Source organism: Fulvimarina manganoxydans (assembly GCF_900176465.1).
Classification (GTDB): domain Bacteria; phylum Pseudomonadota; class Alphaproteobacteria; order Rhizobiales; family Rhizobiaceae; genus Fulvimarina; species Fulvimarina manganoxydans.
Map to the genome: position 1 here is coordinate 129,450 of NZ_FWXR01000007.1, position 24,801 is coordinate 154,250.

Consider the following 24,801-nt stretch of genomic DNA (forward strand, 5'->3'; position numbering starts at 1 on the left):
AGGTACAGCACCAGTGACGAAAAAGAAGACAGATTCGAGTGGCGCGTAATAAATGAGCCAAACGCGGACAGCGGCGGTATCGGCAATGCGTCCGATGGTGTTGGGCGGCTTGACCTTGCCCAATCGCGTCTTTGCTGCGCCCCTATCCGGCATTTCGGATGTGCCCTTCCGCCGTCTGACGCGCCGGTTCGGGGCAGGCCTGGTCTTTTCCGAAATGGTTGCCAGCGGTGAGTTCGTGAAGGGCTGCGCAGAAAGCGCTGTCCGGGCGATGCGGGCCGGCGACGGCATTCATGCTGTCCAGCTTGCCGGCCGCGACCCGCAATGGATGGAGCGCGCCGCGCGGCAGCTCGCCGAATCGGGTGTCGATCTCATCGATATCAACATGGGCTGCCCCGCCAAAAAAGTGGTCGGCGGTCTCTCCGGTTCGGCCTTGATGCGCGAACCCGAGCTTGCGCTTCGGATCGTCGAGGCGACCGTGCGAGGGGCCAGCGAGGTTCCTGTCAGTCTGAAGATGCGTCTCGGTTGGGATCGCGCGACCATGAATGCCGCTGAGATCGCGGCAAGGGCCGAGGCGGCGGGCGTCGCCATGATCACGGTTCACGGCCGAACTCGCGCTGATTTTTACGAAGGCCAGGCGGATTGGCACGCTATCGCCGAGGTCAGGCGCGCGGTCGAGGTGCCGCTTGTCGCCAATGGTGATCTGACCCGCGCCGCCGATCTGCCGCGCATGCTGGAGGCGAGCGGGGCCGATGCGGTTATGGTGGGACGCGGAGCGCAAGGCCGGCCCTGGCTTCCCGGCCTCATCGCCGGTGCCGTAACGCTTGATGAACTGGCAAGGCGCAAGGCGTCCGATCTCGTCTGCGAACATTACGAGGCGATGCTGGCGCATTATGGCGCTGCGTCCGGCTTGCGCCACGCGCGCAAGCATCTCGCCTGGTCGATCGAACGCCTCAGCGCCTTTTCCGGCGCCGATCTTCAGCAAAGCAAAGCCGAGATTCTGACCGCGAAAGAGCCGGGTCTCGTTCTCGATCGGCTTCGCCGGCTGTTTGCCGGGGTGAGCCTTGCCGATCTCGAAACGGGCGAGGCCTCCGATGCCCGTCAAGTGAAAGATGCCGCCTGACATGACCGCGCCCGCAAACCCCAGAAGCGAAAACCAGGAGATGCATATTCTCGGCGCTTTGCCGCATCCGGTGATCGTTTGCGACAAGGACGGCTTCTTTCACTATGCCAATACGGATGCCGAGCAGTTCTTCTCGGCGAGCCGAACCTATCTTTTGCGGCGACGCCTGCAGGATTTCATTCCGCTGGACAATCCGGTCTTCTCGTTGATCGAGAAGGTCTTGGTGGAGCAATCGCGCTTCAGCGAATATCGCGTCGATCTCTCTTCGCCCCGTCTGGGAGCCGAGCGTCTGGTCGATCTTTATGTCGCCAATGTCCCGGAGACGCCGCATCTGGCTGTCGTCATCATCCAGCTGCGCTCGATCGCCGAAAAGATGGATCGCCAGCTGACCCATCGCTCGGCGGCGCGTACCGTGACGGGCCTTGCCGCGATGCTCGCCCATGAAATTCGCAATCCCTTGTCGGGCATCAAGGGGGCCGCGCAGCTTCTGGCGACTTCGGCCTCGGACGAAGACCGTGTCCTGACCCGCCTCATTCAGGAAGAGAGCGAGCGGATTGGCAAGCTCGTCAACCGGATGGAGGTCTTTTCGGACCAGCGGCCGATCGAGCGTTCGGCAGTGAATATCCATTCCGTCTTAGAGTATGTGAAGACGATCGCCAAAAGCGGCTTTGCGCGCGATATTCCGATCGCAGAACTTTATGATCCGTCCCTGCCGCCGGTCTATGCCAATCGCGATCAGCTCGTTCAGGTCTTTCTCAATCTGGTGAAGAACGCGGCCGAGGCGGTTACCCATGTCGAAAAGCCGGAGATTAGGCTCACCACCGCCTTCAGGCCCGGTGTGCGCCTGTCGGTCCCCGGCTCCCGGGATCGGGTCACCCTGCCGCTCGAATTCACCGTCGAGGACAACGGGCCGGGGGTTCCTGAAGACATTCGAGAAAACATCTTCGATCCGTTTGTGACGACTAAGCCGTCCGGGTCCGGGCTCGGCCTAGCACTCGTCGCGAAGATCATCGGCGACCATGGCGGCGTGATCGAATGCGACTCGCAGCCGGGCCACTCGATCTTTCGCATTCTGATGCCCGCCTGGAAAGAGCCGTCGGAGCTGCGAACCAGACCACAAGGCGCAAAGCCATTGCCAAAGAAGAGCCGGGGTTAACGATATGGTTCAGCAGATTCTCGTTGCCGACGATGATGCCGCGATCCGCACGGTCGTCTCCCAGGCTTTGATGCGCGCCGGTTTCGAAGTGCGCGCGACGTCCAACATCGCCACGCTCTGGCGTTGGATATCGAGCGGCGAGGGCGATCTCGTCATCACCGATGTTCTGATGCCAGACGGCAATGCCTTCGATACACTGCCGCGTATCAAGAATTCCCGGCCGGACCTTCCGGTCATCGTCATGAGTGCCCAAAACACCTTCATGACCGCGATCAAGGCCTCGGAGAAAGGGGCCTATGACTATGTGCCGAAGCCCTTCGATCTCAACGAACTGGTCGGCGTCGTGCGTCGGGCCCTGTCCGAGCCGAAGGGCGAACAGAAGCGTCAGGCGCCCGACGACAATGGCGAGGCGATGCCGCTCGTCGGCCGGTCGCCGGCCATGCAGGACATCTATCGCGCGCTCGCCCGGATGATGCAGACGGACCTGACCGTCACGATCACCGGCGAATCGGGCACGGGCAAGGAGCTCGTCGCACGGGCTCTTCATGATTACGGCCGTCGGCGCAAAGGACCCTTCGTCGCGATCAACATGGCCGCGATCCCGCGCGATCTCATCGAATCGGAGCTCTTCGGCCACGAAAAGGGCGCGTTTACCGGAGCCCAGGCGCGCTCCTCCGGCCGTTTCGAACAGGCGGAAGGCGGCACGCTCTTTCTCGATGAGATCGGCGACATGCCGATGGAAGCTCAGACGCGCTTGCTCCGTGTTTTGCAGCAAGGCGAATATATGCCCGTTGGTGGCCGTACCCCGATCACCACGGATGTTCGGATCGTCGCGGCGACCAACAAGGATCTGCGCCAGCTCATCGGTCGCGGCCTTTTCCGCGAAGATCTGTTCTATCGCCTCAATGTCGTCCCCCTGCGCCTGCCGCCGTTGCGCGAGCGCATTGAAGACATTCCCGACCTTGCCGGCCATTTCTTCAACGCCGCGACGAAGGAAGGCCTGCCGCGTAAGTCGCTGACGCCCGGTGCGCTCGACGCCATGCGCCGCTACACTTGGCCCGGCAATGTGCGCGAACTCGAAAACCTCATCCGCCGCTTCTGCGCCCTCTATCCGCAGGACGAGATTACGGCGGAGCTTGTCGAAAACGAATTGTCGAACGACGCCAACCAGTTCGGCGGCTACGACGATGGCGGCGGAGAGGCGATCGATCTCGGCCAGGCGGTGGAGCGGTATCTGTCGGACTATTTCTCGTCCTTCGGCGACGATCTCCCCCCGCCGGGGCTGCATGGACGCATTCTGCGGGAGGTGGAATATCCGCTGATCGCTGCGGCCCTGGCGGCGACGCGTGGCAATCAGGTGAAGGCGGCGGACCTTCTCGGCGTCAATCGAAACACGCTTCGCAAGAAAATTCGCGATCTCGATATTTCGGTCGTCCGCTCGATCCGGTAGTCTGATCGTCAAGGCCATTCGGATGGGATCGCGGCGGAACGGTTAGAGTTCCTGCCGGCCGCCGTATTTCGTATCCACAGATCATTTGCGCGGCGAACGTTCGAATATTGCGTTCTCGTTGCATTCTGGCCACAATCCGTGTCTCTAACGGCACATGATGACCAGCGGCCGACTATGACAAGCGAATCGATCGATCAGGCGACGACGCTGCCTTTCCTGATGGAACGTCGGCGTTTCATGCTCGTCCCCGGCCTACTCGCCGTCATCGGCGCGCTGGTCTGCGGCGCCATCTCCTTCGTCGTCTTGATGGGGCTGACGCCGATCGCGCCGACCGACACGGTCGTGACGATCGCGACGGCGGTCAACGGTCTCTTCGTTCTGCTTCTGATCGTCCTGGTCGGCCGGGAAGTCAGCCGGATGGTGCGCGCGCGCCGTCAGGGGCGGGCCGCCTCGCGGCTTCATGTGCGGATCGTCGTTCTCTTCTCGATCGTCGCGGCGATCCCGGCGATCCTCGTCGCCATCGTCGCCTCCGTGACGCTCGATCTCGGGCTCGATCGTTGGTTCGAGATTAGAACGCGGGCGATCGTTGATTCCTCGATCAGCGTCGCTCGGGCCTATGTGAACGAGAATGCGCGCAATCTGCAGGGCTCCACCCTGTCGATGGCCTATGACCTCGACCAGCAGCGGCGGCTCTTCGATCTTGACCGCACCGGCTTCAAGAATTTCATGACCGAGCAGGCACGGGGTCGCTCCCTCCTCGGCGCCCAGCTCATCACCCGCGAGAAGGAACCGTTCCTCGTCGCCGATGTGGAGGCCGACCAGCCGCTGCCCGTGCCGCCGGACGACGCCATGCAGCAGGCCGCCGAAGGCAGTCTCGTCTTCATCCCGCCGGGCGTGACCAATCTCGTCGGCGCCGTCATCCGTCTGCGCCAGATCCCGGGCGCTTTTCTCTACACGGTGCGTGCGGTCGACCCGCAGGTGCTGGCAGCGTTGCGCTTGATGGAAGAGCGGTCGGCGGAATATTCGAGCCTCCAGGATAATCGCTTCGGCCTTCAGCTCGCTTTCGCTCTCCTTTATCTCGGCATCTGTCTGATCGTCCTACTTTCCGCTATCTGGACCGGGATCGGCGTCGCGGACCGCCTGGTGCGCCCGATCCGCCTCTTAATGGGCGCCGCCGACGAGGTCTCGTCCGGCAATCTGTCCGTCTCGGTTCCCGTGCGCGCCTCGGATGGCGATGTCGGCTCGCTCTCCAACACCTTCAACAATATGACGCGTCAATTGCGTAGTCAGCGGGCCGAACTCATCAACGCCAAGGATGTGATTGACGAGCGCCGTCGCTTCACCGAAGCGGTTCTGTCGGGTGTGACCGTCGGCGTCGTCGGCGTCGCACCCTCCGGTCGGGTGTCGATGCTCAATCCGTCCGGCGAGCGCATTCTCGGCGTGCCTGCGACGGCCGTGGTGGGCCGCCCGCTGGGCGATGCCTTCCCGGTCTTTGCACGCATTCTCGACGAGGCGATTGCCTCGCATCGATCGGATCATCAAGAGGAAGTGAAGATGCGCATTCGCGAGCGCGAGCGTACCCTCTCGATCCGCATCACTAGCGCCGAACCCTCCGGCGAGGCCCAGTCCAGCGTCGTGACAATCGACGACATCACCGATCTCGTGGATGCGCAGCGTTCCTCCGCGTGGGCCGATGTCGCAAGACGCATTGCCCATGAGATCAAGAACCCGTTGACACCGATCCAGCTGTCAGCCGAGCGAATCCGCCGGCGCTATGGCAAACGGGTCGAGGATGATCGGGAGGTTTTCGATCGCTGCATCGAAACCATCGTGCGGCAGGTATCCGACATCGGCCGCATGGTGGACGAATTCTCCAATTTCGCCCGCATGCCGAAGCCTCGTATGGAGCCGACGGATCTGCGCGAGGTCATCAAGGAGGCGATGTTCACGCGGGAAATGGGCGACCACGGAATCACCTTCGTCGCCGATCTCCCGGAAGAGCCGCTTCTCGGCCGTTACGATACGCGCCTTCTCGGTCAAGCCTTCGGCAATCTGGTCAAGAACGCGGTCGAGGCGCTGGAAGGGGCGAATGTCGAAAATGGCCGGATCGAGGTCCGCGCTCGGCCCGGCGCCCATTGGCATGAGATCGAAATCGTCGACAACGGCATGGGATTTCCCAAGGAGAATCGAGATCGTCTCTTGGAGCCCTACATGACGACGCGCGAAAAAGGCACAGGTTTGGGTCTCGCGATCGTTCGCAAGATCATCGAAGAACATGGGGGTTCCATTCTGCTCGATGACGCGCCGGGGGAGGAGACGGGTGCCATGGTGCGCATCGCCCTCCCAGCCGGGGATTCGGTCGTCGAGAGCGAAGGGAACGAGTGAGAAGGACGTGAAAGCGCGATGGCATCGGACATCCTGATCGTCGACGACGAGGCCGACATCCGTGACCTGGTGGCAGGTCTTCTGGAAGACGAGGGTCACGAGACGCGGACCGCCGGCAATGCCGACATGGCATTGCAGTCGATCGCCGACCGCGTGCCGCAACTCGTTTTTCTGGACATCTGGCTGCAGGGGAGCCGTGTCGATGGGCTCGACCTCCTCGACATGATCAAGGCTCAGCATCCGGAAGTGCCGGTGGTCATGATTTCGGGCCACGGCAATATCGAAACCGCTGTCTCGGCGATCCGCCGGGGCGCCTACGATTACATCGAGAAGCCGTTCAAGGCCGATCGATTGATCCTGATCGCTGAGCGAGCACTGGAGACTTCCAAGCTGAAGCGCGAGGTCGTCGAATTGCGCCGGCGCTCCTCCGACTTTCCCGAACTCATCGGCAAGTCCCAGCCGATGAACCAGCTTCGCGGTGTGATCGGGCGTGTGGCGCCGACCAATTCGCGCATCATGATCCATGGCGCTTCGGGGACCGGCAAGGAGATGGTCGCGCGCGCCATTCACGCGGCCTCCCAGCGCTCGGAGGGACCTTTCATCGCGATCAATGCTGCAGCCATTACGCCGGAGCGCATGGAGATCGAGCTTTTCGGCAATGAGACGCCGCCCGGTGTCGAGCGTAAGGTCGGAGCTCTGGAGCAGGCCCATCGCGGAACGCTCTATCTAGACGAAGTCGCCGACATGCCGCGCGAGACCCAGAACAAGATTCTGCGCGTTCTCACCGACCAGTCCTTCGAACGGGTCGGCGGCACCAAGCGCGTCAAGGTGGATGTGCGGATCATCTCCTCGACGGCGCAGAACCTCGAATCGTCGATCGCCGAGGGCCAATTCCGGGAGGATCTCTATCACCGGCTCGCCGTCGTCCCGATCCTGATCCCGCCGCTCGCCGAGCGACGTCAGGATATTCCGCTGATGATCGAGGCCTTCATGAACCAGATCAGCGAACAGACCGGCATCAAACCTCGCGCCTTGAGCCCTGAGGCACTCGCGGTTCTTCAGTCGTCGGAATGGCCCGGCAACATCCGCCAGCTGCGTAACAATATCGAGCGTCTGATGATCCTGGCGCGCGACTCGGAGGATGCCGAGCCGATCTCGGCCGACATGCTGCCGTCGGAGGTCGGCGACATGCTGCCGCGAACGCCGAGCCAGTCAAACGGCCAAATCCTTGCGCTGCCGCTGCGCGATGCACGCGAGGTGTTCGAGAAGGAATATCTCGTCGCACAGATCAGCCGGTTCGGCGGCAATATCTCGCGGACGGCCGAATTCGTCGGCATGGAACGCTCTGCGCTCCATCGCAAGCTGAAGTCGCTCGGCATTTGATCGCCGCTGAGCGGTGTTTCCTTGCGTCTTTGGCCAGCTTCCCGCGTGATGGGCTTTGCGGGACAGGGCGATTTTGGGCTAGGGCGAAGCCGCATCAAGGACGGACGGGGATTTCGGCCGCATGAGAGTGGTGATCTGTGGCGCTGGCCAGGTCGGATACGGTATTGCCGAACGCCTGGCCTCCGAGCGCAACGACGTCTCGGTGATCGATACCTCGCCAACGCTCGTCCAGGCGATCCGCGAGAATCTCGATGCACGCGGCTTCATCGGGCATGGTGCCCATCCCGAAGTCTTGGCCGAAGCCGGCGCCGAGCAGGCGGACATGCTGATCGCCGTCACGCTGCATGACGAAGTCAACATGGTCGCCTGTCAGGTGGCCCATTCGCTATTCAACATCCCGACCAAAATCGCCCGCATCCGCGCCCAGAGCTACCTTCAGTCCCACTGGCAGGATCTCTTCTCGACCGACAACATGCCGATCGACGTGATTATCTCGCCCGAGGTGGAGGTTGGCGAGATGGTGCTCCGGCGCATTGCGCTGCCGGGCGCCATGGATGCGGTGCGCTTTGCCGATAATTCGACCGCGATGGTGGCGATCGAGTGCCGCGACGACTGCCCGGTGGTGAACACGCCGCTCGGCCAATTGACTGATCTTTTCCCCGATCTTAGCGCCACGGTCGTCGGCATCCTTCGCGGCACCAATCTCTTCATCCCCGGCTCGGGGGACCAGATGGTGGCCGGGGACGTGGCTTATGTCGTCGTCGAGCGCACCCATGTGAAGCGAACGCTCGGCCTTTTCGGCCATGCCGAGCCGGAAGCGACGCGTATCGTCATCGTCGGTGGCGGCAATATCGGCTATTATGTCGCGCGGGAGATGGAGCGACGGGACCTCCGGGCCAAGCTGCGCGTCATCGAGGCCAATCACGATCGGGCAGTCAGCATTGCCGATACGCTCAAGCGGACCATCGTCTTGCACGGATCGGGACTCGATCAAGGGCTCTTGTCGGAGGCCGATATCGAGACAAGCGATCTGCTCGTCGCCCTCACCAATGATGACAAGGTCAACGTCCTCTCCAGCGTCATGGCCAAGCGTCTTGGCTGCTATGGCAATCTGGCGCTTTTGAACAATCAGGACTTTCAAGGGCTCACGCGGCCACTCGGCATCGATGCCTTTATCAATCCGCGCTCGGTGACCATCTCTCGCGTTCTGCAGCATGTGCGTCGGGGCCGCATTCGCGCCGTTCATTCCATCCAGAACGGGCTTGCTGAGGCGATCGAGGCCGAGGCTCTGGAAACATCCCCTATCGTCGGCACGCCGATCAAGGAATTGAATCTCCCTGAGGATCTAAGGATCGGCGCTGTTTATCGGGAAGGGAAATTCCTGAAGCCGACAGGCAATCTGAAGATCAGGGCGAGGGACCGCGTCGTCATCTTTGCCAAAGCCGGCGCGGTTCGACAGGTCGAGCAGATGTTCCGCGTAAGTCTCGAATTCTTTTAAAGAAATTGCGGGAAGCCTGGAATGGTGACCGCAACGGTTTATCGCGCCCCAAGAGCGAGTGGACCGAAAAACCCGAAGAAGTTTCGCCGCAACTTGCCGCCTATCCCCTTGCGTCGCCACCACACGTAGCCTTTAACCTTGGGCACGGCAAAAAAATGAGCATGCCGCGTCGCGGGCAGGCTCAATAAGAATAAGGAAAGGCATTCCATCTCATGGCCGAACGCACGCAGAACCTTCAGGATCTGTTCCTCAACACTGTTCGTAAGCAAAAGATTTCACTCACGATTTTTCTGGTCAATGGCGTGAAACTGACGGGCGTCGTGACCTCGTTCGACAATTTCTGCGTGCTGCTTCGTCGCGACGGGCATTCGCAACTCGTCTATAAGCACGCTATATCGACCATCATGCCGGCTCAGCCGGTGCAATTGTATGATGGCGACGACGACAGGAAGGCCTGATTGGCAGAATTTAAGGATATCGGTCCGCGCGGACCGATCGAACACAAGGCGGTGCCGACCCGGGCGGCCGTCTATGTCCCGATCTTCAAGGACGCGCTCGCTAGTGAGACCGCGGCATCGGGGGGCGATTTGCCCAAGCGCAGCCATGAGGCGCGCTTGGAGGAGGCGCTTGGGCTGGCGGCGGCGATCGAGCTAGAGGTCGTTTCCAGCGGCGTTCTGATGCAGCGCTCGCCGCGGCCTGCAACGCTTATAGGGTCGGGCAAGGTCGACGAGCTGAAAGGCATCATTGCGGCCGAGGAGATCGGTCTGGTGGTCATCGACCATCCGCTGACGCCAGTTCAGCAGCGCAATCTCGAAAAGGAGCTGAACGCCAAGGTTCTCGACCGGACCGGGCTCATTCTCGAGATTTTCGGTCGCCGGGCCCGCACCAAGGAAGGCCGCCTGCAGGTCGAACTCGCCCATCTGAACTATCAGCGCGGGCGTCTCGTGCGCAGCTGGACCCATCTGGAGCGCCAGCGCGGCGGTGCCGGCTTCCTCGGTGGGCCGGGCGAAACTCAGATCGAAGCGGACCGTCGCCAACTTCAGACGCGGATCAAGCGCTTGGAGGGGGAGCTCGACCAGGTGCGCCGCACGCGCCAACTTCACCGCGAGAAGCGGCGCAAGCGCCCCCATCCAATCGTCGCTCTCGTCGGCTACACCAATGCCGGTAAGTCGACCCTGTTCAACCGGATGACCGGCGCGGACGTCTTCGCCAAGAACCTCCTTTTCGCGACGCTCGACCCGACGCTTCGCCGCGCGACCCTGCCGCATGGCACGGAGGTTTTGTTCTCGGACACGGTGGGCTTCATCTCCGAATTGCCGACCCATCTCGTCGCGGCCTTCCGGGCAACGCTCGAAGAGGTGATCGAGGCGGATATCATCCTCCATGTGCGCGACGTCTCCGATCCGGACACGCTGGCGCAGGCGGAGGACGTGCGGCAGATTCTTCGCGATCTTGGCATTGATGCCGATGACGCCGACCATGTCATCGAGGTCTGGAACAAGATCGACCGGCTCGACGAGACGGGTCGCCAGCATATCGAGGCGGCCGCCACGGGAAGCCTGCAACGCGACGATCTTCACCTCGTCTCGGCGATCACCGGGGAGGGTATCGAGCCGCTTCTCGCCGATGTCGAAAAGCGCATTGCCGGCCGGATTGGCGAGGTGGAAGTCGATCTCGAGCCGGAGGCGATGACGCTTCTTCCCTGGTTCTACGAGAACGCTTCCGTTCTTTCACGGGACGATCGCGAGGATGGGTCGATTCATCTGCAGTTGGCGATGACGGCGCAGGCCATGACCGAGCTGGGGCGATTGAAGTCAAGCCGGCCGGGCGTCGCGGTTCAGTAGTCCGGCTTGGCGTAGCCGAAAGATGACACGCGTCGGGAGGTGGATGCTGTCGCCCGACGTCTATCAGCCGCCGCAAAGCCGCATGATCGTGACCAGGACGTCAGCTTGGCTCGGGGCGTCGAGCTTGTGGCGCACATTCTTGAACTGCGTGCGGACCGTGTGCTCCGAAATGCCGGACTGGGCAGCGTAGTCTGCAATCTTCAGGCCCGATAGCAGCGCGTGGCAGAGCCGGGCCTCGGCTTGCGAGAGCGGCGTAGCTTGGAGGATCATATCGGCGGAGGGGATCGCGTTCGTCGCCATGTCCCTGATCTGAAGGACGCCGAAGAAGCCGTTTGCCGAGCGCGTCGAAGCGGCATAGGCGGTAATACGCAGAGGCATTCCGCCATTCTCGCGCTGCACGAGGACGGCGCCCGGAGGTTCTTGGGAAATGCCGACGTGAAAGCGCAGCGTCTCCGTCATCAAGGCCGTAATCCGGCGCCTTGTCTCCGGTAGCCGTGCGCTGACGATGCCGCCAGACATGCGCAACGGATCGCCTGCCGCCAGAAGCGCCTTCGCAGCCGGGTTCATCTCGATCACCGAGCCTGCCTCGTCGAAAATGATGATCCCGTTGGGCATCGCTTCGAAGGCTTCGATGATCCCCGCTTTCCTCTCGGCCTGACGGACCAGAGCTTCATTCATTTGCCACGCTTACACCGCGTCATGACCGCGTTCGGTTTGCACGCCTCTGACGCCAAGTGGGTCTGGCCGTCAGGGGAGCATGGTAACGACCGAACTGAAATATTCGATGCTGAAGATTTAGCGGCGCAACTTTAGCGCAGCATACCCCGGACAGGGTATGGCGGCGAAGGCAGGGTCGTGGTTCCGTTCGGTTGAAGCCGCATCGCCCCAACACGCATGTGTTTTTCGGCTTCCCATGCGAAGTCCGGCCGGCCTTTTTCTTGCGCCGGTCGGACTGCACTTGAGCGCGAGCCTCGTCGCGCCGCCAAGCTTGACCTTAGGAAAAACCGCGCGCCTCGACGCGGCTTCCGCCCACGCCTTTGCGGATATAGAAGCCGTTTGGAATGGCTTCCTGAACCAGCGGAACGTGGGAGATGAGGCCCACGGCCCGGTTTTGAATGACCAAGGAATTGAGCACTTGCAGGACGAGGTCGAGCGTGCCCGAACCGTTTTCGGTGTCGAGACTGCCGAACCCTTCGTCGATGAAGATCGTGTCGAGACGGACCTTGCCGCTCGTCGTCTCGACGATATCCGCCAAACCCAACGCGAGGGCGAGAGCGGCGATGAAGGTCTCGCCGCCGGACAAGGTTGATGTCGGACGCGCACGGCCCGTAAAAAGGTCGAAGATCTGAAGGCCCAAACCTCTGCGGCCTCGCCCAGCGTCCATATCGCGCTCCAGCCGATAGCGCCCGGCGGTCATCGGCGAGAGCCGTAGATTGGCCGCCTCCAGGACCTGATCGAACATCGCGCCGATGGCAAAGGTTTCGAGATCGAGATTGAGGGCATTCTTGCCATCGAATAGCCCGGCCAACCGGCGCAATGGACCTGTATGCGCCTCGTCTTCGTCGAGCCGCTTCAGGGTTTCCGCAAGACTCGCTCTGAGCGCCTGAAGATGGCGAACCCTTTGCTGGGCCTCGCTCTTTCTTTCGCTCGCAGAAGCGAGTGCGGCCTCGGCCTCGGTGAGGCGGCCCTTCAGGGCGTTGAGATCCGGCCGCGTCTCGTCGTGAACCGCCTCCGCCGTTCGCTTTGCCGCTTCTTCGGCTACCGCGAGGTCGCGACTGAAGCCTTCGATGCGACTGCGATCGTCTTCGATTGTGCGGATCGCGGGCTTCAAGGCGTCGAAAGCGTCCTGGTCGAAGCCCGCTTCAGTCAGGCGCATCAGAAACGTGTCCTGTGCCTCTTGGTGAGCGGCCTGGCATTTGGTGAGCGCTGTCTCTGCCGCTTCGCGCTCCTTCTCAAGGCCATGGGCGATTCGGCTCGCTTGGGTTTCGGCCGTGATCGCCGCCTCGAGCCTCGTCTGACGCTCGGATAGCGCCTTGGCGATCCGCTCGCTTTCCGATGTCAGCGCTTTCGGCTCGCGCAGGGCGTCGGGGATGACGGACAGCCGCGCATCCAGCGCCGCCTTGAGAGACGCGTGATCGCGCTCGCTCTCGGACAAGGCGGTTCGAACCCGTTCCCGCTCGGCCTCTCCGGCCTCGATGCGACGAGACAGCTGGTCGATCGCTTCTTCGGCGGACGGAATATCCGCCGGATCGCCATGGGCATTCATCGCTTCGCTCGTTTGCTCGACTGCTTCGCGAAGCGCTTCAGCGCTTTGCTCCGGGACGTCCAAACCTCTTAAATCCTCCTGACGAAGTTCGAGCGTGTTCTTGGCGACTGCCAGTTCGTTGGCCGTGCGACGAGCGGCCTCGTCTGCTGTCTGCCACTTTGCTTTGGTTTCCTTGAACGCGTCGTTCAGACCCGCCGATTCGATGTGGCCCGTCACGGGATCCGGGTGGTGCTGCGCACCACAGACCGGGCAGGGCGATCCGTCCTCGAGCTTTGCTGCGAGATGAAGCGCCTGTGCGCCGGAAAGGGCTCGTTCGGCATTCTCGAATGTTTCTCGCGCCTCGCGCGCCCGCTGTTCAGCTTTCGTATATCGGCCGGAAAGCGTGTCGAAGGCCGTCTGCGCCGCGTCCACCGCCTTGCGGCTCCTGTCGAAGGCGAGTGCCTTTTCCAAGGCTCCTTGCAGCACCGTCAGACGCTCTGCGATTGCACGGCGGCGCTCTTCGTTGAGGCGTGCCGTTCTCAATGTCTCCAAGCCGGACACACGTCGTTTGGACAACGTTTCCAAACCGGCAAGGACTTTGACGAGCTTGTCTCGGAGTTCGGCCGATTTGCACTCGGCGGATGAGACCGCCTCGCTTTCCTGAACCGTATTCGCCAGGATAGCGCGATATGTGTTGAGCTCGTCGGCCTTCCGGCGAAGCGCGTCGATCTCGCCCGAACGGGCCTTTTCGCTGACCGCTGTCTCGGCGGCGGCGATCGCCTCTTTCGCGGCAATCCGAGCCGCTTCCGTGCGCTCCGCTTTGAAACGTTCGGCCTCGCGCGCCTCCTCGCCGGTTCTTTGGACATGGCGTTCGAGGTCGAGAAGAACGCGGGCCCGATCGGCTTGCCTGACCTTTTCCTTCAAAGCTGTAATGGCATCCTGCCGTTTCGACAACGCGGCGAGAGCGGTCGCCGCCTTCTCGGCCTCGTGAAAGCGGCCTTCCAGCGTTTCGCCGGCGGTCAGCGCCTGGTGAGCCGCATCACGCGCCGAGCGTGTTGCATCTTCGGCATTCTGGAGTTCGGTTTGCGACTGGCGAACGGCCGTGATTCCGATATTGAGAGCTTCAGCGCTTTCGAAGCCTTCCTGGGCAAGCCGGCGCGCGCAAAGCTCGCGCTCGGTGCTGACACGCTTTTCCGCCTCGTCTGCTTGCCGCTTTAGATGCGCAGCGAGATTGCGGTAGAGCGAGACATCAAAAAGCTCGCGCAAAATGTCGAGCCGGTCGCGGGTCTTGGCAGCAAGAAAGGTCTCGAATCGCCCTTGAGGCAGAAGGACGATCTGCCGGAATTGTTCGGGACCATAGCCAAGCAGGCCCCTAATCGCGTCATCGACGTCGCGAACCTTCTTTTCGGCGAGGATCCTGCCACGTCTGTCGTGGGTGATGTCTTCGAGCGTCAAGCCGGTCGCATCGAAGAGATGGGCCTCATGCGGGCTTTTTGTCTCGCCCGACCCACGCTGTTTGGGACGCAGCTGATCAGGCTGGCGAAGCGCGACATAGCGCTTTTCACCCATATCGAAGACAAACTCCACCTCGGTCGCGACGCCCGGATCGGCATGATCGGAGCGCAGCGTCGGCGCCTCCTGTTCGCTTCTCGACGCTTGGCCGAACAGAGCAAAAGTCATGGCGCTGAACAGGGTCGATTTGCCGGAGCCCGTTTGGCCATAGATCCCGAACACACCGGCCTCGACCGCATGGCGAAAATCCACGACCTCGCGCCCAGGATAGGGGCCGAAGGCCTGCATAGTCAGTCGAACAGGCCTCATGCGGCGTCCTCACCTCTTACAAGCGCATCGAGCGCAGCGGCGACGACGCGCTCTTCGCTTTCGCCCATCGGCGCTTCCTCGACGAGTGAAACGAAGTCTTTAGCGACGGAAACCGGATCGGAGAGGCGAGCCAGGCGCTTCTGGGTTCCCTTCGTTTCCGGCGCGCGCTCTCGCGCGGCATAGGTCAATTCGCAAGCATTCGGAAACACGGTGCGCAGCCGTTTCATGGCATCGATCACCGGCGCCTCGTCGGTGAGGATTGCCTTGACGAAATCATCGGAGGGCTCGACCTGCAGAAGCTCCGAATGCCGGCCCGTTAACACTCTAACCCCCCGCCGAGCCGAAAAGGGGATGGCCTCGACGCGCACCTCGCCCTCAGCGCCCATCTCGACGAGACACATGGATTTTTCCGCATTCGCTTCGTCGAAGCCGAAAGCGAGCGGGGAACCACTATAGCGGATATGGGCGGCGCCGATCGCCTGAGGGCGATGAAGGTGGCCGAGCGCGACATAGTGGGCGCCTGCAAAGACCTGTGGCCGCACCGTCTCAATGCCCCCGACCCGAACGAGCGGGCGCTCGCTTTCGCTGCCTTCACCGCCGGCGACGAAGGCATGGGCGACGATCACCCAACGCGCGCCGTCCGGCACATGGCGCCTGGCGGCGGCGATCTGCGCTGCCAGAACGTCTTCGGGGCACGCCAGGGTCTCGTCCGCAAAGCATTCGCGCGCCGCATATTCGTAACAGAAGGGCAGCGCCGAAAAGGCGACCTGGCCGTGATCGTCGTTGAGCACCAGCGGCGGCTCGTCGGCGGCGACCGTTCCGCGGATGAGGGCGCGGCGCCGATCGGTCATCACCGCCATCGATCCGATCCGGTCACCGGAATCGTGATTGCCGGCCATCATCACAACGGCTGCCTCGGTCTCGGATGCGATCCGGGTCAGGAAATTATTGAACTGGCGAATGGCGCTCGCCGGTGGCGCGGCGCGGTCGAAAATATCGCCTGCAATCACGAGAACATCGACCGCATGCTCGCGCACCGCGGTCTCGATCTGATCGAGTGCCGCCTGATGGTCCTCGTCGAGGCTGATCCCATTGAATTGTCGGCCCAAATGGAGATCGGCCGTATGAAGAATGCGCATTCAGACGATCCCGCATGATTGGCAGTTCGTGTATTGATGCGGATAGGCTCTCGCATCCGATGGTTCAAGCCGAACGCATTGCGGAAGCGTGCTTGGACGCATCGATCTGCGGAGCAGAGCCATTCCGTAGGGGTGTGGCGATTGGCTTTGTCGTCAAACCCTGATAAGGAGCCGCAAAGTCCGAAAGGCTTTTGTGCCGTCGGCTGACCCCGTGGACCGTGCGCCGATTGCTCGCGCCTCCATGTCGCTCCAGGATTTCTTGAATGACCCTTCTTACGACGTGCGCACCGCTTGCGCGCGCCCTCGCTGCCCGTGGCTATTTTGACCTCACCGACGTCCAGAAGGCGGTGTCGACGGAGGAAACCGCCGGGCGCGATCTCCTCGTCTCGGCCCAGACCGGCTCGGGCAAGACCGTTGCTTACGGTCTGGCGATCGCACCAACTTTGATCGGCGATGCCGAGACCTTTCCAGAGACCGCCGAACCGGTCGCGCTCATTGTCGCGCCGACGCGCGAACTCGCCATCCAGGTGACGAATGAGCTCACCTGGCTCTATGCCGAGACGGGCGCCAAGCTCGCGACCCTGGTTGGCGGCATGGATCCGCGCGCCGAGCGGCGCCGGCTCGCCCAAGGGGTCCATATCGTCGTCGGAACCCCCGGCCGCTTACGCGATCACTTGACGCGCGGCGCTCTTCAGATCGGCAATCTGAAAGCACTCGTCCTCGACGAGGCCGACGAAATGCTCAATCTCGGCTTTCGCGAAGATCTCGAATTTCTTCTCCAGGCAACGCCGGCCTCCCGGCGCACGCTGCTGTTCTCCGCGACCCTGCCGAAGACCATCATGCAGATGGCGAAGCAATATCAGGCCAACGCCCAGCGCATCGCCATCGCGCGCGGCGAGGCGGGGCATGCCGATATCGAATATCGGGCGGTTCGCATCGCGCCGAACGAGGTCGAGCATGCGGTGACGAATATTCTTCGCCACGAAGAATCGCCGAGCGCCATCGTCTTCTGCAACACGCGCGAAGGCGTCCGGCATCTCTCCTCGGGCCTCATCGAGCGAGGCTTTGCGGCCGTGACGCTCTCCGGCGAGCTCGGCCAGGCCGAGCGGAATCAGGCGATCCAGGCGCTGCGCGACGGACGGGCGAAGGTGTGTATCGCGACCGATGTCGCGGCGCGCGGTCTCGATCTGCCGAGCCTCAATCTCGTCATTCACGCCGATCTGCCGAGCGATGCCGAAACGCTGCAGCATCGCTCGGGCCGCACGGGCCGGGCGGGGCGCAAGGGCGTCTCCGCGCTGCTCGTGCCGATCTCGCGGCGCCGAAAGGCCGAACGGCTTCTGGCCGAGGCGCTAGTCGATGCGCGCTGGTGCGCCTGTCCCTCAGCCGAGGAAATCCGCAGTGCCGACGAGGCCCGACTTCTGGCCGATCCGAGCTTGAGCCGCGATGTGAGCGAGGAGGACGCCGCGGTGGTCGCCCGGCTTCTCGAAGTCCATTCGCCGGAAACCCTCGCGGCCGCCTTCGTGCGTCAGTGGCGCTCGCGCCTGCCTGCGCCTGAGGACGTGTTCGATCCGAATTTCGGTCCCGATCCGAAAGGCGCGCGTCCGTCCCGCGACCGCGACGAAAAGGGCGCGTCCAAATCGCGGCGCGGCGGCCCATCGGTCTGGTTCCAGATGGATGTCGGGCGGCGCAACAATGCCGATCCCAAATGGCTTCTGCCGCTTCTGTGCCGACGCGGTAAGATCAGCCGCCAGGAGATCGGGGCGATCAAAATCTATGATCGCGAGACGAAATTCGAGATTGCCGAAAGCGTTGCCAAACGCTTCGCCGACAGCGCCGCCCATAGCGATGGCGATGACATCACGATCTCCTATGCCGACGGTGCGGACAGCTTGAAGAAGGGCCCAGCGCGTGAGCGCGACCGCAAGGCCTTCAAGGCCCCGCGCCCAGGCACGAACGCCCAAGACAAAGGCCCGCGCCGCGCAAAACCTCGTGCAGAGCGATCACGCCAGTCGTGACTGATCGAGAAGAGCAGTCGCGCTAGAGCATGATACCGAAAAGTTGCACGACTTTTCGGAAAACGTCGTGCGGCAAAACAAAGAGTTAGAGCAAAATCGCGAGTCCGATTTATCGCATTTCGCTTTAATCGCCGCTTGTCGGGAAAGCTCAATGGCGGCGCGGTCTCCGTATCAAGAACAAAGGGCCCGGCTTATCCAGCCGGGCCCTTTGTTGATTCATACGGACAGTCGTTCGACTGTCGGCTTAGCTGCAGCCGCTGGTCGAGCCGCAGGTGTCGCATTTCAGGCAGGTGCCGTTGCGCACCATTGTGAAATTGCCGCATTCCGAGCAGCTCTCGCCCGTATAGCCCTTCATCATCGCCACAGCCCGGCGCTCGCCATCGCTGGCAATGACGGGCATCGGCTTGGCGTCTGACCCTTGGGATGGGGTCGCACTGTCGCTCCGGGCTGCCGGGGCCGAGGAGACGTTGGCCGTGTCGCGGTCGCTGGCCGGATAGGCGAGCGGCTGATCGAAAAGGCCTTGGGCCGGGGTATGATCGGCCACCGGCGCCGGCTCGGATAGAGGCGCGGCTTCATAGTCCCGCTTGAAGGCAGTCGCGGCAAGCTCGGTTGCGGCAACCGGCGAAGGAGACTTCGCCGCTGCGATCGCGGTCACCGGTTTTGCCGTCGGCCGTCCGGTCGACGCGGCAACAGGCTGAGCTGCGGGACGGGGCGCTGCTGGCCTCGCCTCGGCACGCGGGGGCTCCGCGCGCGATCCGCCGTCTTTCATCGAACCCTGGGGCTCGTTGGATGAGACGAGGCGGAACTTCGCTGTCTGGCCGCGCACCATTCCGCTCGAGATCGGCAGCGGCGCGGGTTTGTCGCCCTCGACGCCCCGGCCCACCGTCGAAGCGGTGATGTCCTCGGGTTGGACATGGGCGAGATCGTGCCGGCCGAGATAGGAGACGGCAAGCTCACGGAAGACGTAGTCCAGGATCGAAGTGGCGTTCTTGATTGCCTCATTGCCTTGAACCATGCCCGCCGGCTCGAAGCGGGTGAAGGTGAAGGCCTCCACATATTCCTCGAGCGGCACACCGAATTGCAGGCCGAGGGAGATCGCGATGGCGAAATTGTTCATCATCGCGCGGAAGGCGGCGCCTTCCTTGTGCATGTCGATGAAGATCTCGCCGAGGCGCCCGTCGTCGAATTCGCCGGTTCTGAGATAGACCTTGTGACCGCCGACGATCGCCTTCTGCGTATAGCCCTTGCGCCGGTTCGGCAGCTTCTCGCGCTCGCGCACCACCTTCTCGACGATCCGCTCGACGACTCGCTCGGCGACCTGCACCGCCTGTTCGGGAGCCGGGGCCTGGAGCAGCGCGGCCGCGACTTCCTCGATCGTCTCATCCTCGTCTTCATCATCGGCGATGAGCGAGGCATTAAGCGGCTGGGAGAGCTTGGAGCCGTCGCGATAGAGCGCATTGGCCTTCAGCGCGAGTTTCCACGAGAGGAGATAGGCGGCGTTGCAATCCTCGACGCTCGCCTCGTTCGGCATGTTGATCGTCTTGGAGATGGCGCCCGAGATGAAGGGCTGGGCCGCCGCCATCATGCGGATATGGCTTTCCACCGAAAGATAGCGTTTGCCGATCCGACCGCAGGGCGTCGCGCAGTCGAAGACGGCGAAATGCTCGTTCTTGAGATGTGGCGCGCCTTCGAGCGTCATCGCGCCGCAGACATGGACGTTGGCGGCCTCGATATCCTTCCTTGAGAAGCCGAGGAAGGGCAGGAGCTCGAAGGTGAAATCGGCGAGCTGTTCGTCCGAGACGCCGAGCGTCTCCTTCATGAAGTCGTCGCCGAGCGTGTAACGGTTGAAGACGAACTTGATGTCGAAAGCCGAGCCGAGCGCGGCGTTCAGCTTCTCGATCTCGGCGTCGCCAAAGCCTTTTGAGCGCAGCGAGGAGGGGTTAATCGCCGGGGCCTGGTTGAGATTGCCATGACCGACGGCATAGGCCTCGATCTCGGCGATGTGGCTTTCCGAATAGCCGAGCGAGCGCAGCGCGTCGGGAACGGCGCGGTTAATGATCTTGAAATAGCCGCCGCCGGCGAGCTTCTTGAACTTCACAAGCGCGAAATCCGGCTCGATGCCCGTCGTGTCACAGTCCATGACGAGGCCGATCGTGCCCGTCGGCGCGATGACGGAGACCTGCGCATTGCGGAAACCGTTCTTCTGGCCGAGCTCGGTCGCTTCGGTCCAGGCGGCTTTGGCCCGGGTCGAAAGACGCTTGTCCTTCAGCGAAGCGTGGTCGAGCGGCACCGGATCGACAGAGAGCGCCTCATAACCATTGGCAATTCCGTGTGCAGCGCGGGCATGGTTGCGGATGACGCGCTGCATGGCGTCGGCATTGCGCTCGTAATCCGGGAAAGTGCCGAGCTCGCCCGCCATCTCGGCCGATGTGCGATAGGCGACACCGGTCATAAGGGCCGAAATTGCGCCGCAAATCGCGCGGCCTTCCTTGGAGTCGTAGGGAATGCCCGACGACATCAGGAAACCGCCGATATTGGCGAAGCCGAGGCCCAGCGTGCGGTAGTCATAGGACAGGCGTGCGATCTCGCGGCTTGGGAACTGAGCCATCAACACCGAGACTTCGAGGACGACGGTCCAGATCTTGACCGCATGCTCGAAGGACGCCGTGTCGAAGCGCTTGGTTTCGCCCGTCGTCTCGACGAACTGAAGCAGGTTCAGCGAGGCGAGATTGCAGGCCGTATCATCCAGGAACATATATTCCGAGCACGGATTGGAGGCCCGGATGGACCCTGCCGCGGGGCAGGTGTGCCAGTCGTTCATGGTCGTGTTGAAATGGATGCCGGGATCGGCCGAGGCCCAGGCCGCGTAGCCGATCTGATCCCACAATTCGCGGGCCTTGACGGTCTTGTGGACCTTGCCGTCGGTGCGACGGATCAGTTGCCACTCCTCGTCCTTCTCGACCGCGCGCAGGAAGTCGTCGGTAAGCGAGACGGAGTTGTTGGAGTTCTGGCCGGCGACCGTCAGATAGGCTTCCGAGTCCCAATCGGTGTTGTAGACTGGGAATTCAATATCCGTGTAGCCCTGGCGGGCGAACTGGATGACGCGCTTGACGTAATTCTCGGGGACCTGGGCCTTCTTGGCGTCCTTCACGGCGCGCTTCAGGGCCGGGTTCTTCATCGGATCGAAGCAATCGCCGTCCGGGCCTTCGCAATTGACGCAGGCCGAGATGATCGCCTTCAGATGTTTGGAAACGGTCTTGGAGCCTGTGACGAGGGCCGCGACCTTTTCCTCCTCGCGAACCTTCCAGTTGATGTAGGCTTCGATATCGGGATGGTCGATGTCGACCACGACCATCTTGGCCGCGCGGCGGGTCGTGCCGCCCGACTTGATGGCGCCCGCCGCCCGGTCGCCGATCTTCAGGAAGCTCATCAGACCGGATGACTTGCCGCCGCCGGACAGCTTCTCGCCTTCGCCGCGAAGATTGGAAAAGTTCGAGCCGGTGCCCGAGCCGTATTTGAAGAGACGCGCCTCGCGAACCCACAGATCCATGATGCCGCCATCATTGACGAGGTCGTCGGCGACGGACTGGATGAAGCAGGCATGGGGCTGCGGATGCTCATAGGCCGAGGTCGAGGCGCGCAACTCGCCGGTCCGATAGTCCACATAGAAGTGGCCCTGGCCCGGACCATCGATGCCATAGGCCCAATGAAGGCCCGTATTGAACCACTGGGGCGAGTTCGGAGCCGCCTTTTGGGTCGCGAGCATATAGGCGAGTTCGTCGCGGAAGGCCGCCGCATCCTCTTCGCCGTCGAAATAGCCGCCCTTCCAGCCCCAATAGGTCCAGGTGCCGGCCAGACGGTCGAAGACCTGTCGCGCATCCATTTCCGAGCCGAATCGTTCGTCTTCGGGCAGCTCGGCCAACGCCTCCTCGTCGGCGACCGAGCGCCAAAGCCAGGAGGGAACGTCGTTCTCCTCGACGCGCTTCAGCCGCGCGGGCACACCGGCCTTGCGGAAATATTTCTGCGCCAGAATATCGGACGCTACCTGGCTAAATTGCGTCGGGACGTCGATTCCTTCCAGGCGGAAGACGATCGAGCCGTCGGGATTGCGAATCTCGCTCGTCGCCTTGCGGAACTCGATCGAGTGATATGCGCTTTCGCCTGCTTGGGTGTAGCGGCGTTCGAACTTCATGCCCATGATGACGGCCTCGTCCCGTACTGATGGTGTGTTTCGATCGGCGATGACGACACTGAAAAGCCGGCCGCTTCCGCTCCTGCGATGCGGTTCCAGCCTGCTCGCTAAATGTGCCCTTCTGAGCGCCTCTCGATACAAGATATAGTATATCGGCGAGGGTTAAGCGAATCTGAATTCGGGGAAGACGGGGCTGTCCGACCGGTTATCAACTGGATTCTCACGCCAGGCTGACGGGGTCGCCGAGGAAGCCGATCACATGGAGGGTAGGGAGCAGAGGGGATTCGGGCAATGCCTCTTTGGCGACTTCCCCCGGTCATTGACAGATCGATAAAACTCTGTGGATATCCTGAAGGCCGAACCGGCCAGCCACGGCGAAATCAGCGGGCAATCTCGACTATTTTCGAGCGATACCAAGGCGCCGCACCCTGTGGATGACGATTCAAGCGGACAGACGAGCGGGGAAGAGCAAACAGCCCCCGACCGAAGGACGGAGAGATAGGTCCCTGAAACGCATGAGTTGGCCGCCGAATTGGCAGTTTATCGAATGCGAAGGATTCATGAGGGCCCGTAGTCGAAGGGCCGATCGGCTCCTATGTGGTGCGTTGACGGCGACTATTCGTGCCGCGCAATGGATGAGCGTTCCGACAATCGTTTCATGTTCGGATATCCCGAGATGAGGAAGGCAAGACCGTCCCGTCTGTCGCTCACGGCGTGGAACCTTGAGCCTGAAGGCGGCGAATGGATGATCCGGGCTGCAAGCAGACGAGTGTCAGGAGTCAGAGACTGAGCGTGCTGGACATCATCGGAGAGGAACAGGAACCCGAATTCGACCGCATCGGCGCCCTGGTCGCCCGGCTTCTACGCGTGCCGGTCGCCCTGGTCTCCATCGTCGAGACAGATCGTCAATTCTTCAAGAGCCAACTCGGCCTGGCGAGCCCCTATGCCGAGAGCCGGCAAACGCCCGTGTCTCATTCCTTCTGCCGGCTGGTCGTTCAAGATCGCGAACCGTTGGTCGTCGCCGATTCGCGTCAGGACGATCGGGTGAAGGACAACCCGGCCATCCAGGATCTCGGCGTCGCAGCCTATCTCGGCGCGCCGATCGTCCTCGGCGACGGGCGCGTGGTGGGCTCCCTCTGTGCGATCGAGCATGTCGCGCGCGAATGGAGCCCGGACGACCTCGCCATCCTCACCGAACTGGCAGCACTCGTCGCAACGGAAATCGATCTGCGCGCCGAGGTGAAGCGGCGGAAAAGTGCCGAAGACGACCTTCATCTCATGGCGCGTGAGCTGGAACACCGGGTGAAGAACGCCTTCTCCATGGTCCAGGCAATCGTCTCGCTCTCGCTGCGCGCGCCGGACGTCGCCGGTCTTCGCCGCGACCTCATCGAGCGGATCGGTGCGGTTGGTGCGACCCAAGAATTGCTTGCCACGAGGGCCGGCAGCGATGTGACGTTTGCGGAGATCCTGAAAGGCGAAGTCGCGCCCTATGATCCGGGCGGCGAACGCCTCGACGCCGTCGGACCGGCGATTGCCGTCGACGCGCGCGACGCGGTCTTCCTTGGCATGATCGTCCACGAACTGACCACCAATGCGGTCAAGCATGGCGCGCTCAACCCCGAAGGACAGGGCATTCTGAGCATTCGCTGGAACGCGGAGGATGAGGGGGGCTATCGTTGGCTCGTTCTCGAATGGAACGAGGACAGGGGCGCGAATTCATCTCCCAGCGCCAAGCAGTCGGTAAGCTCCGGCTTCGGCACGGAGCTTCTCGACCTTCTCATCAAGCGTCAACTCTTCGGGACAATCGAGCGCCTCGATAGTGGGCGCGGCTTGTCGCTCAAGCTGCGATTGCGTCTCACAGCCTCCCCAGAGGGAGGTGCGCTGTGATCAGCCGGCGCTGCCCTTGCCGATCGGCGCCTGGAAGGTCAGCCCCAGATCCCAGGGGAAATAGATCCAGGTGTCCTGGCTGACTTCGGTGATGAAGGTGTCGACCATCGGCCGACCCTTCGGCTTGGCATAGACGGCGGCAAAATGCGCCTTCGGCAGCATCTCGCGGACGATCGCAGCGGTTTTGCCCGTATCGGTCAGATCGTCGACGATGAGAACGTTCTCGCCGCCATCGGCCGTCAGCTCCGGTGAGATCTGTTTCAGGACTCGCAGTTCGCCCTGTTCGCTATAGTCGTGATAGGAAGCCACGCAGACGGTTTCGATCAGGCGTGTTCCGAGCTCACGCGCGATGATCGCAGCCGGCACCAGACCGCCCCTCGTAATGCAGACGATCGCCTTCCATTCCTGGCCCGTACCGGCGAGCCGCCAGGCGAGAGCCCGGGCATCGCGGTGAAACTGATCCCAGGAAACCGGAAAGGACTTTTCCACCGTCGACATCGGGCCTGATCCTCGTATTGCTTCGTCACGTTTGAAGAGGTGCGCTCGTCTGCCGAGCGGACAGGAAGGCGCCTCGGATTCATTCTAAGAGAGTGACGGTCGATAGATCGAAACGCGGTGCTGCCGCAAGTCGCCTCACGCCGTGAGCGTCGGGAACAGGACCGATGT

Annotated in this window: 15 protein-coding genes; 10 read left to right on the plus strand and 5 right to left on the minus strand. The window is 62.4% G+C overall.

From position 1 onward, the window contains the following. Positions 1 to 52 precede the first annotated feature (52 nt). From dusB to hflX, 8 genes are all read left to right on the plus strand, one after another. Positions 53 to 1,120 (plus strand): tRNA dihydrouridine synthase DusB, encoded by a 1,068-nt coding sequence (gene dusB, locus B9A15_RS10130; RefSeq protein WP_084409935.1) that lies wholly within the window; start codon positions 53 to 55, stop codon positions 1,118 to 1,120. 1 nt (position 1,121) lies between these two features. Then, positions 1,122 to 2,276: a two-component system sensor histidine kinase NtrB gene (locus B9A15_RS10135; RefSeq protein WP_244556889.1), complete on the plus strand. Its 1,155-nt coding sequence runs from the start codon at positions 1,122 to 1,124 to the stop codon at positions 2,274 to 2,276. A 4-nt stretch (positions 2,277 to 2,280) separates the two neighbouring features. Continuing rightward, on the plus strand, positions 2,281 to 3,726 hold the full coding sequence (ntrC, locus tag B9A15_RS10140) for a nitrogen regulation protein NR(I) (protein ID WP_084409937.1): 1,446 nt from the start codon (positions 2,281 to 2,283) through the stop codon (positions 3,724 to 3,726). Positions 3,727 to 3,900: 174 nt separating this feature from the next. Continuing rightward, a complete protein-coding gene (locus B9A15_RS10145) occupies positions 3,901 to 6,111 on the plus strand; it encodes a sensor histidine kinase NtrY-like (RefSeq protein WP_084409938.1) in 2,211 nt (736 codons plus the stop codon). Positions 6,112 to 6,129: 18 nt separating this feature from the next. Further along, a complete protein-coding gene (gene ntrX, locus B9A15_RS10150) occupies positions 6,130 to 7,494 on the plus strand; it encodes a nitrogen assimilation response regulator NtrX (protein WP_084409939.1) in 1,365 nt (454 codons plus the stop codon). 121 nt (positions 7,495 to 7,615) lie between these two features. Further along, the gene (gene trkA / locus B9A15_RS10155; protein ID WP_084409940.1) at positions 7,616 to 8,992 is read left to right on the plus strand and encodes a Trk system potassium transporter TrkA; all 1,377 of its coding nucleotides are present in this window, start codon (positions 7,616 to 7,618) and stop codon (positions 8,990 to 8,992) included. A 212-nt stretch (positions 8,993 to 9,204) separates the two neighbouring features. Beyond that, complete coding sequence (hfq, locus tag B9A15_RS10160; RefSeq protein ID WP_084409941.1) at positions 9,205 to 9,450, plus strand: RNA chaperone Hfq; 246 nt, start codon at positions 9,205 to 9,207, stop codon at positions 9,448 to 9,450. Next, the gene (gene hflX / locus B9A15_RS10165) at positions 9,451 to 10,836 is read left to right on the plus strand and encodes a GTPase HflX (protein WP_084409942.1); all 1,386 of its coding nucleotides are present in this window, start codon (positions 9,451 to 9,453) and stop codon (positions 10,834 to 10,836) included. 63 nt (positions 10,837 to 10,899) lie between these two features. On the opposite strand, the gene B9A15_RS10170 is transcribed toward hflX, so the two are convergent. The 3 genes from B9A15_RS10170 to B9A15_RS10180 all read right to left on the minus strand — a co-directional run bounded on the left by B9A15_RS10170 (position 10,900) and on the right by B9A15_RS10180 (position 16,041). Continuing rightward, a complete protein-coding gene (locus B9A15_RS10170; RefSeq protein WP_084409943.1) occupies positions 10,900 to 11,514 on the minus strand; it encodes a helix-turn-helix transcriptional regulator in 615 nt (204 codons plus the stop codon). Between the two features lie 316 nt (positions 11,515 to 11,830). Next, the gene (locus B9A15_RS10175; protein ID WP_084409944.1) at positions 11,831 to 14,902 is read right to left on the minus strand and encodes an AAA family ATPase; all 3,072 of its coding nucleotides are present in this window, start codon (positions 14,900 to 14,902) and stop codon (positions 11,831 to 11,833) included. Continuing rightward, on the minus strand, positions 14,899 to 16,041 hold the full coding sequence (locus B9A15_RS10180) for an exonuclease SbcCD subunit D (RefSeq protein ID WP_084409945.1): 1,143 nt from the start codon (positions 16,039 to 16,041) through the stop codon (positions 14,899 to 14,901). The genes B9A15_RS10175 and B9A15_RS10180 overlap by 4 nt, the downstream gene beginning before the upstream one ends. A gap of 263 nt (positions 16,042 to 16,304) precedes the next feature. Here B9A15_RS10180 and B9A15_RS10185 point away from each other — a divergent pair, with 263 nt between their 5' ends. Next, positions 16,305 to 18,056: a DEAD/DEAH box helicase gene (locus B9A15_RS10185; protein WP_084409946.1), complete on the plus strand. Its 1,752-nt coding sequence runs from the start codon at positions 16,305 to 16,307 to the stop codon at positions 18,054 to 18,056. A 244-nt stretch (positions 18,057 to 18,300) separates the two neighbouring features. On the opposite strand, the gene B9A15_RS10190 is transcribed toward B9A15_RS10185, so the two are convergent. After that, on the minus strand, positions 18,301 to 22,248 hold the full coding sequence (locus B9A15_RS10190; protein WP_084409986.1) for a vitamin B12-dependent ribonucleotide reductase: 3,948 nt from the start codon (positions 22,246 to 22,248) through the stop codon (positions 18,301 to 18,303). A 792-nt stretch (positions 22,249 to 23,040) separates the two neighbouring features. On the opposite strand from B9A15_RS10190, the gene B9A15_RS10195 reads away from it, so the two are divergent. Next, the gene (locus tag B9A15_RS10195; RefSeq protein WP_170923239.1) at positions 23,041 to 24,135 is read left to right on the plus strand and encodes a GAF domain-containing protein; all 1,095 of its coding nucleotides are present in this window, start codon (positions 23,041 to 23,043) and stop codon (positions 24,133 to 24,135) included. On the opposite strand, the gene gpt is transcribed toward B9A15_RS10195, so the two are convergent. Beyond that, positions 24,136 to 24,633, minus strand: a complete 498-nt coding sequence (gene gpt, locus B9A15_RS10200) for a xanthine phosphoribosyltransferase (RefSeq protein ID WP_084409948.1) — start codon at positions 24,631 to 24,633, stop codon at positions 24,136 to 24,138. Positions 24,634 to 24,801 lie beyond the last annotated feature (168 nt).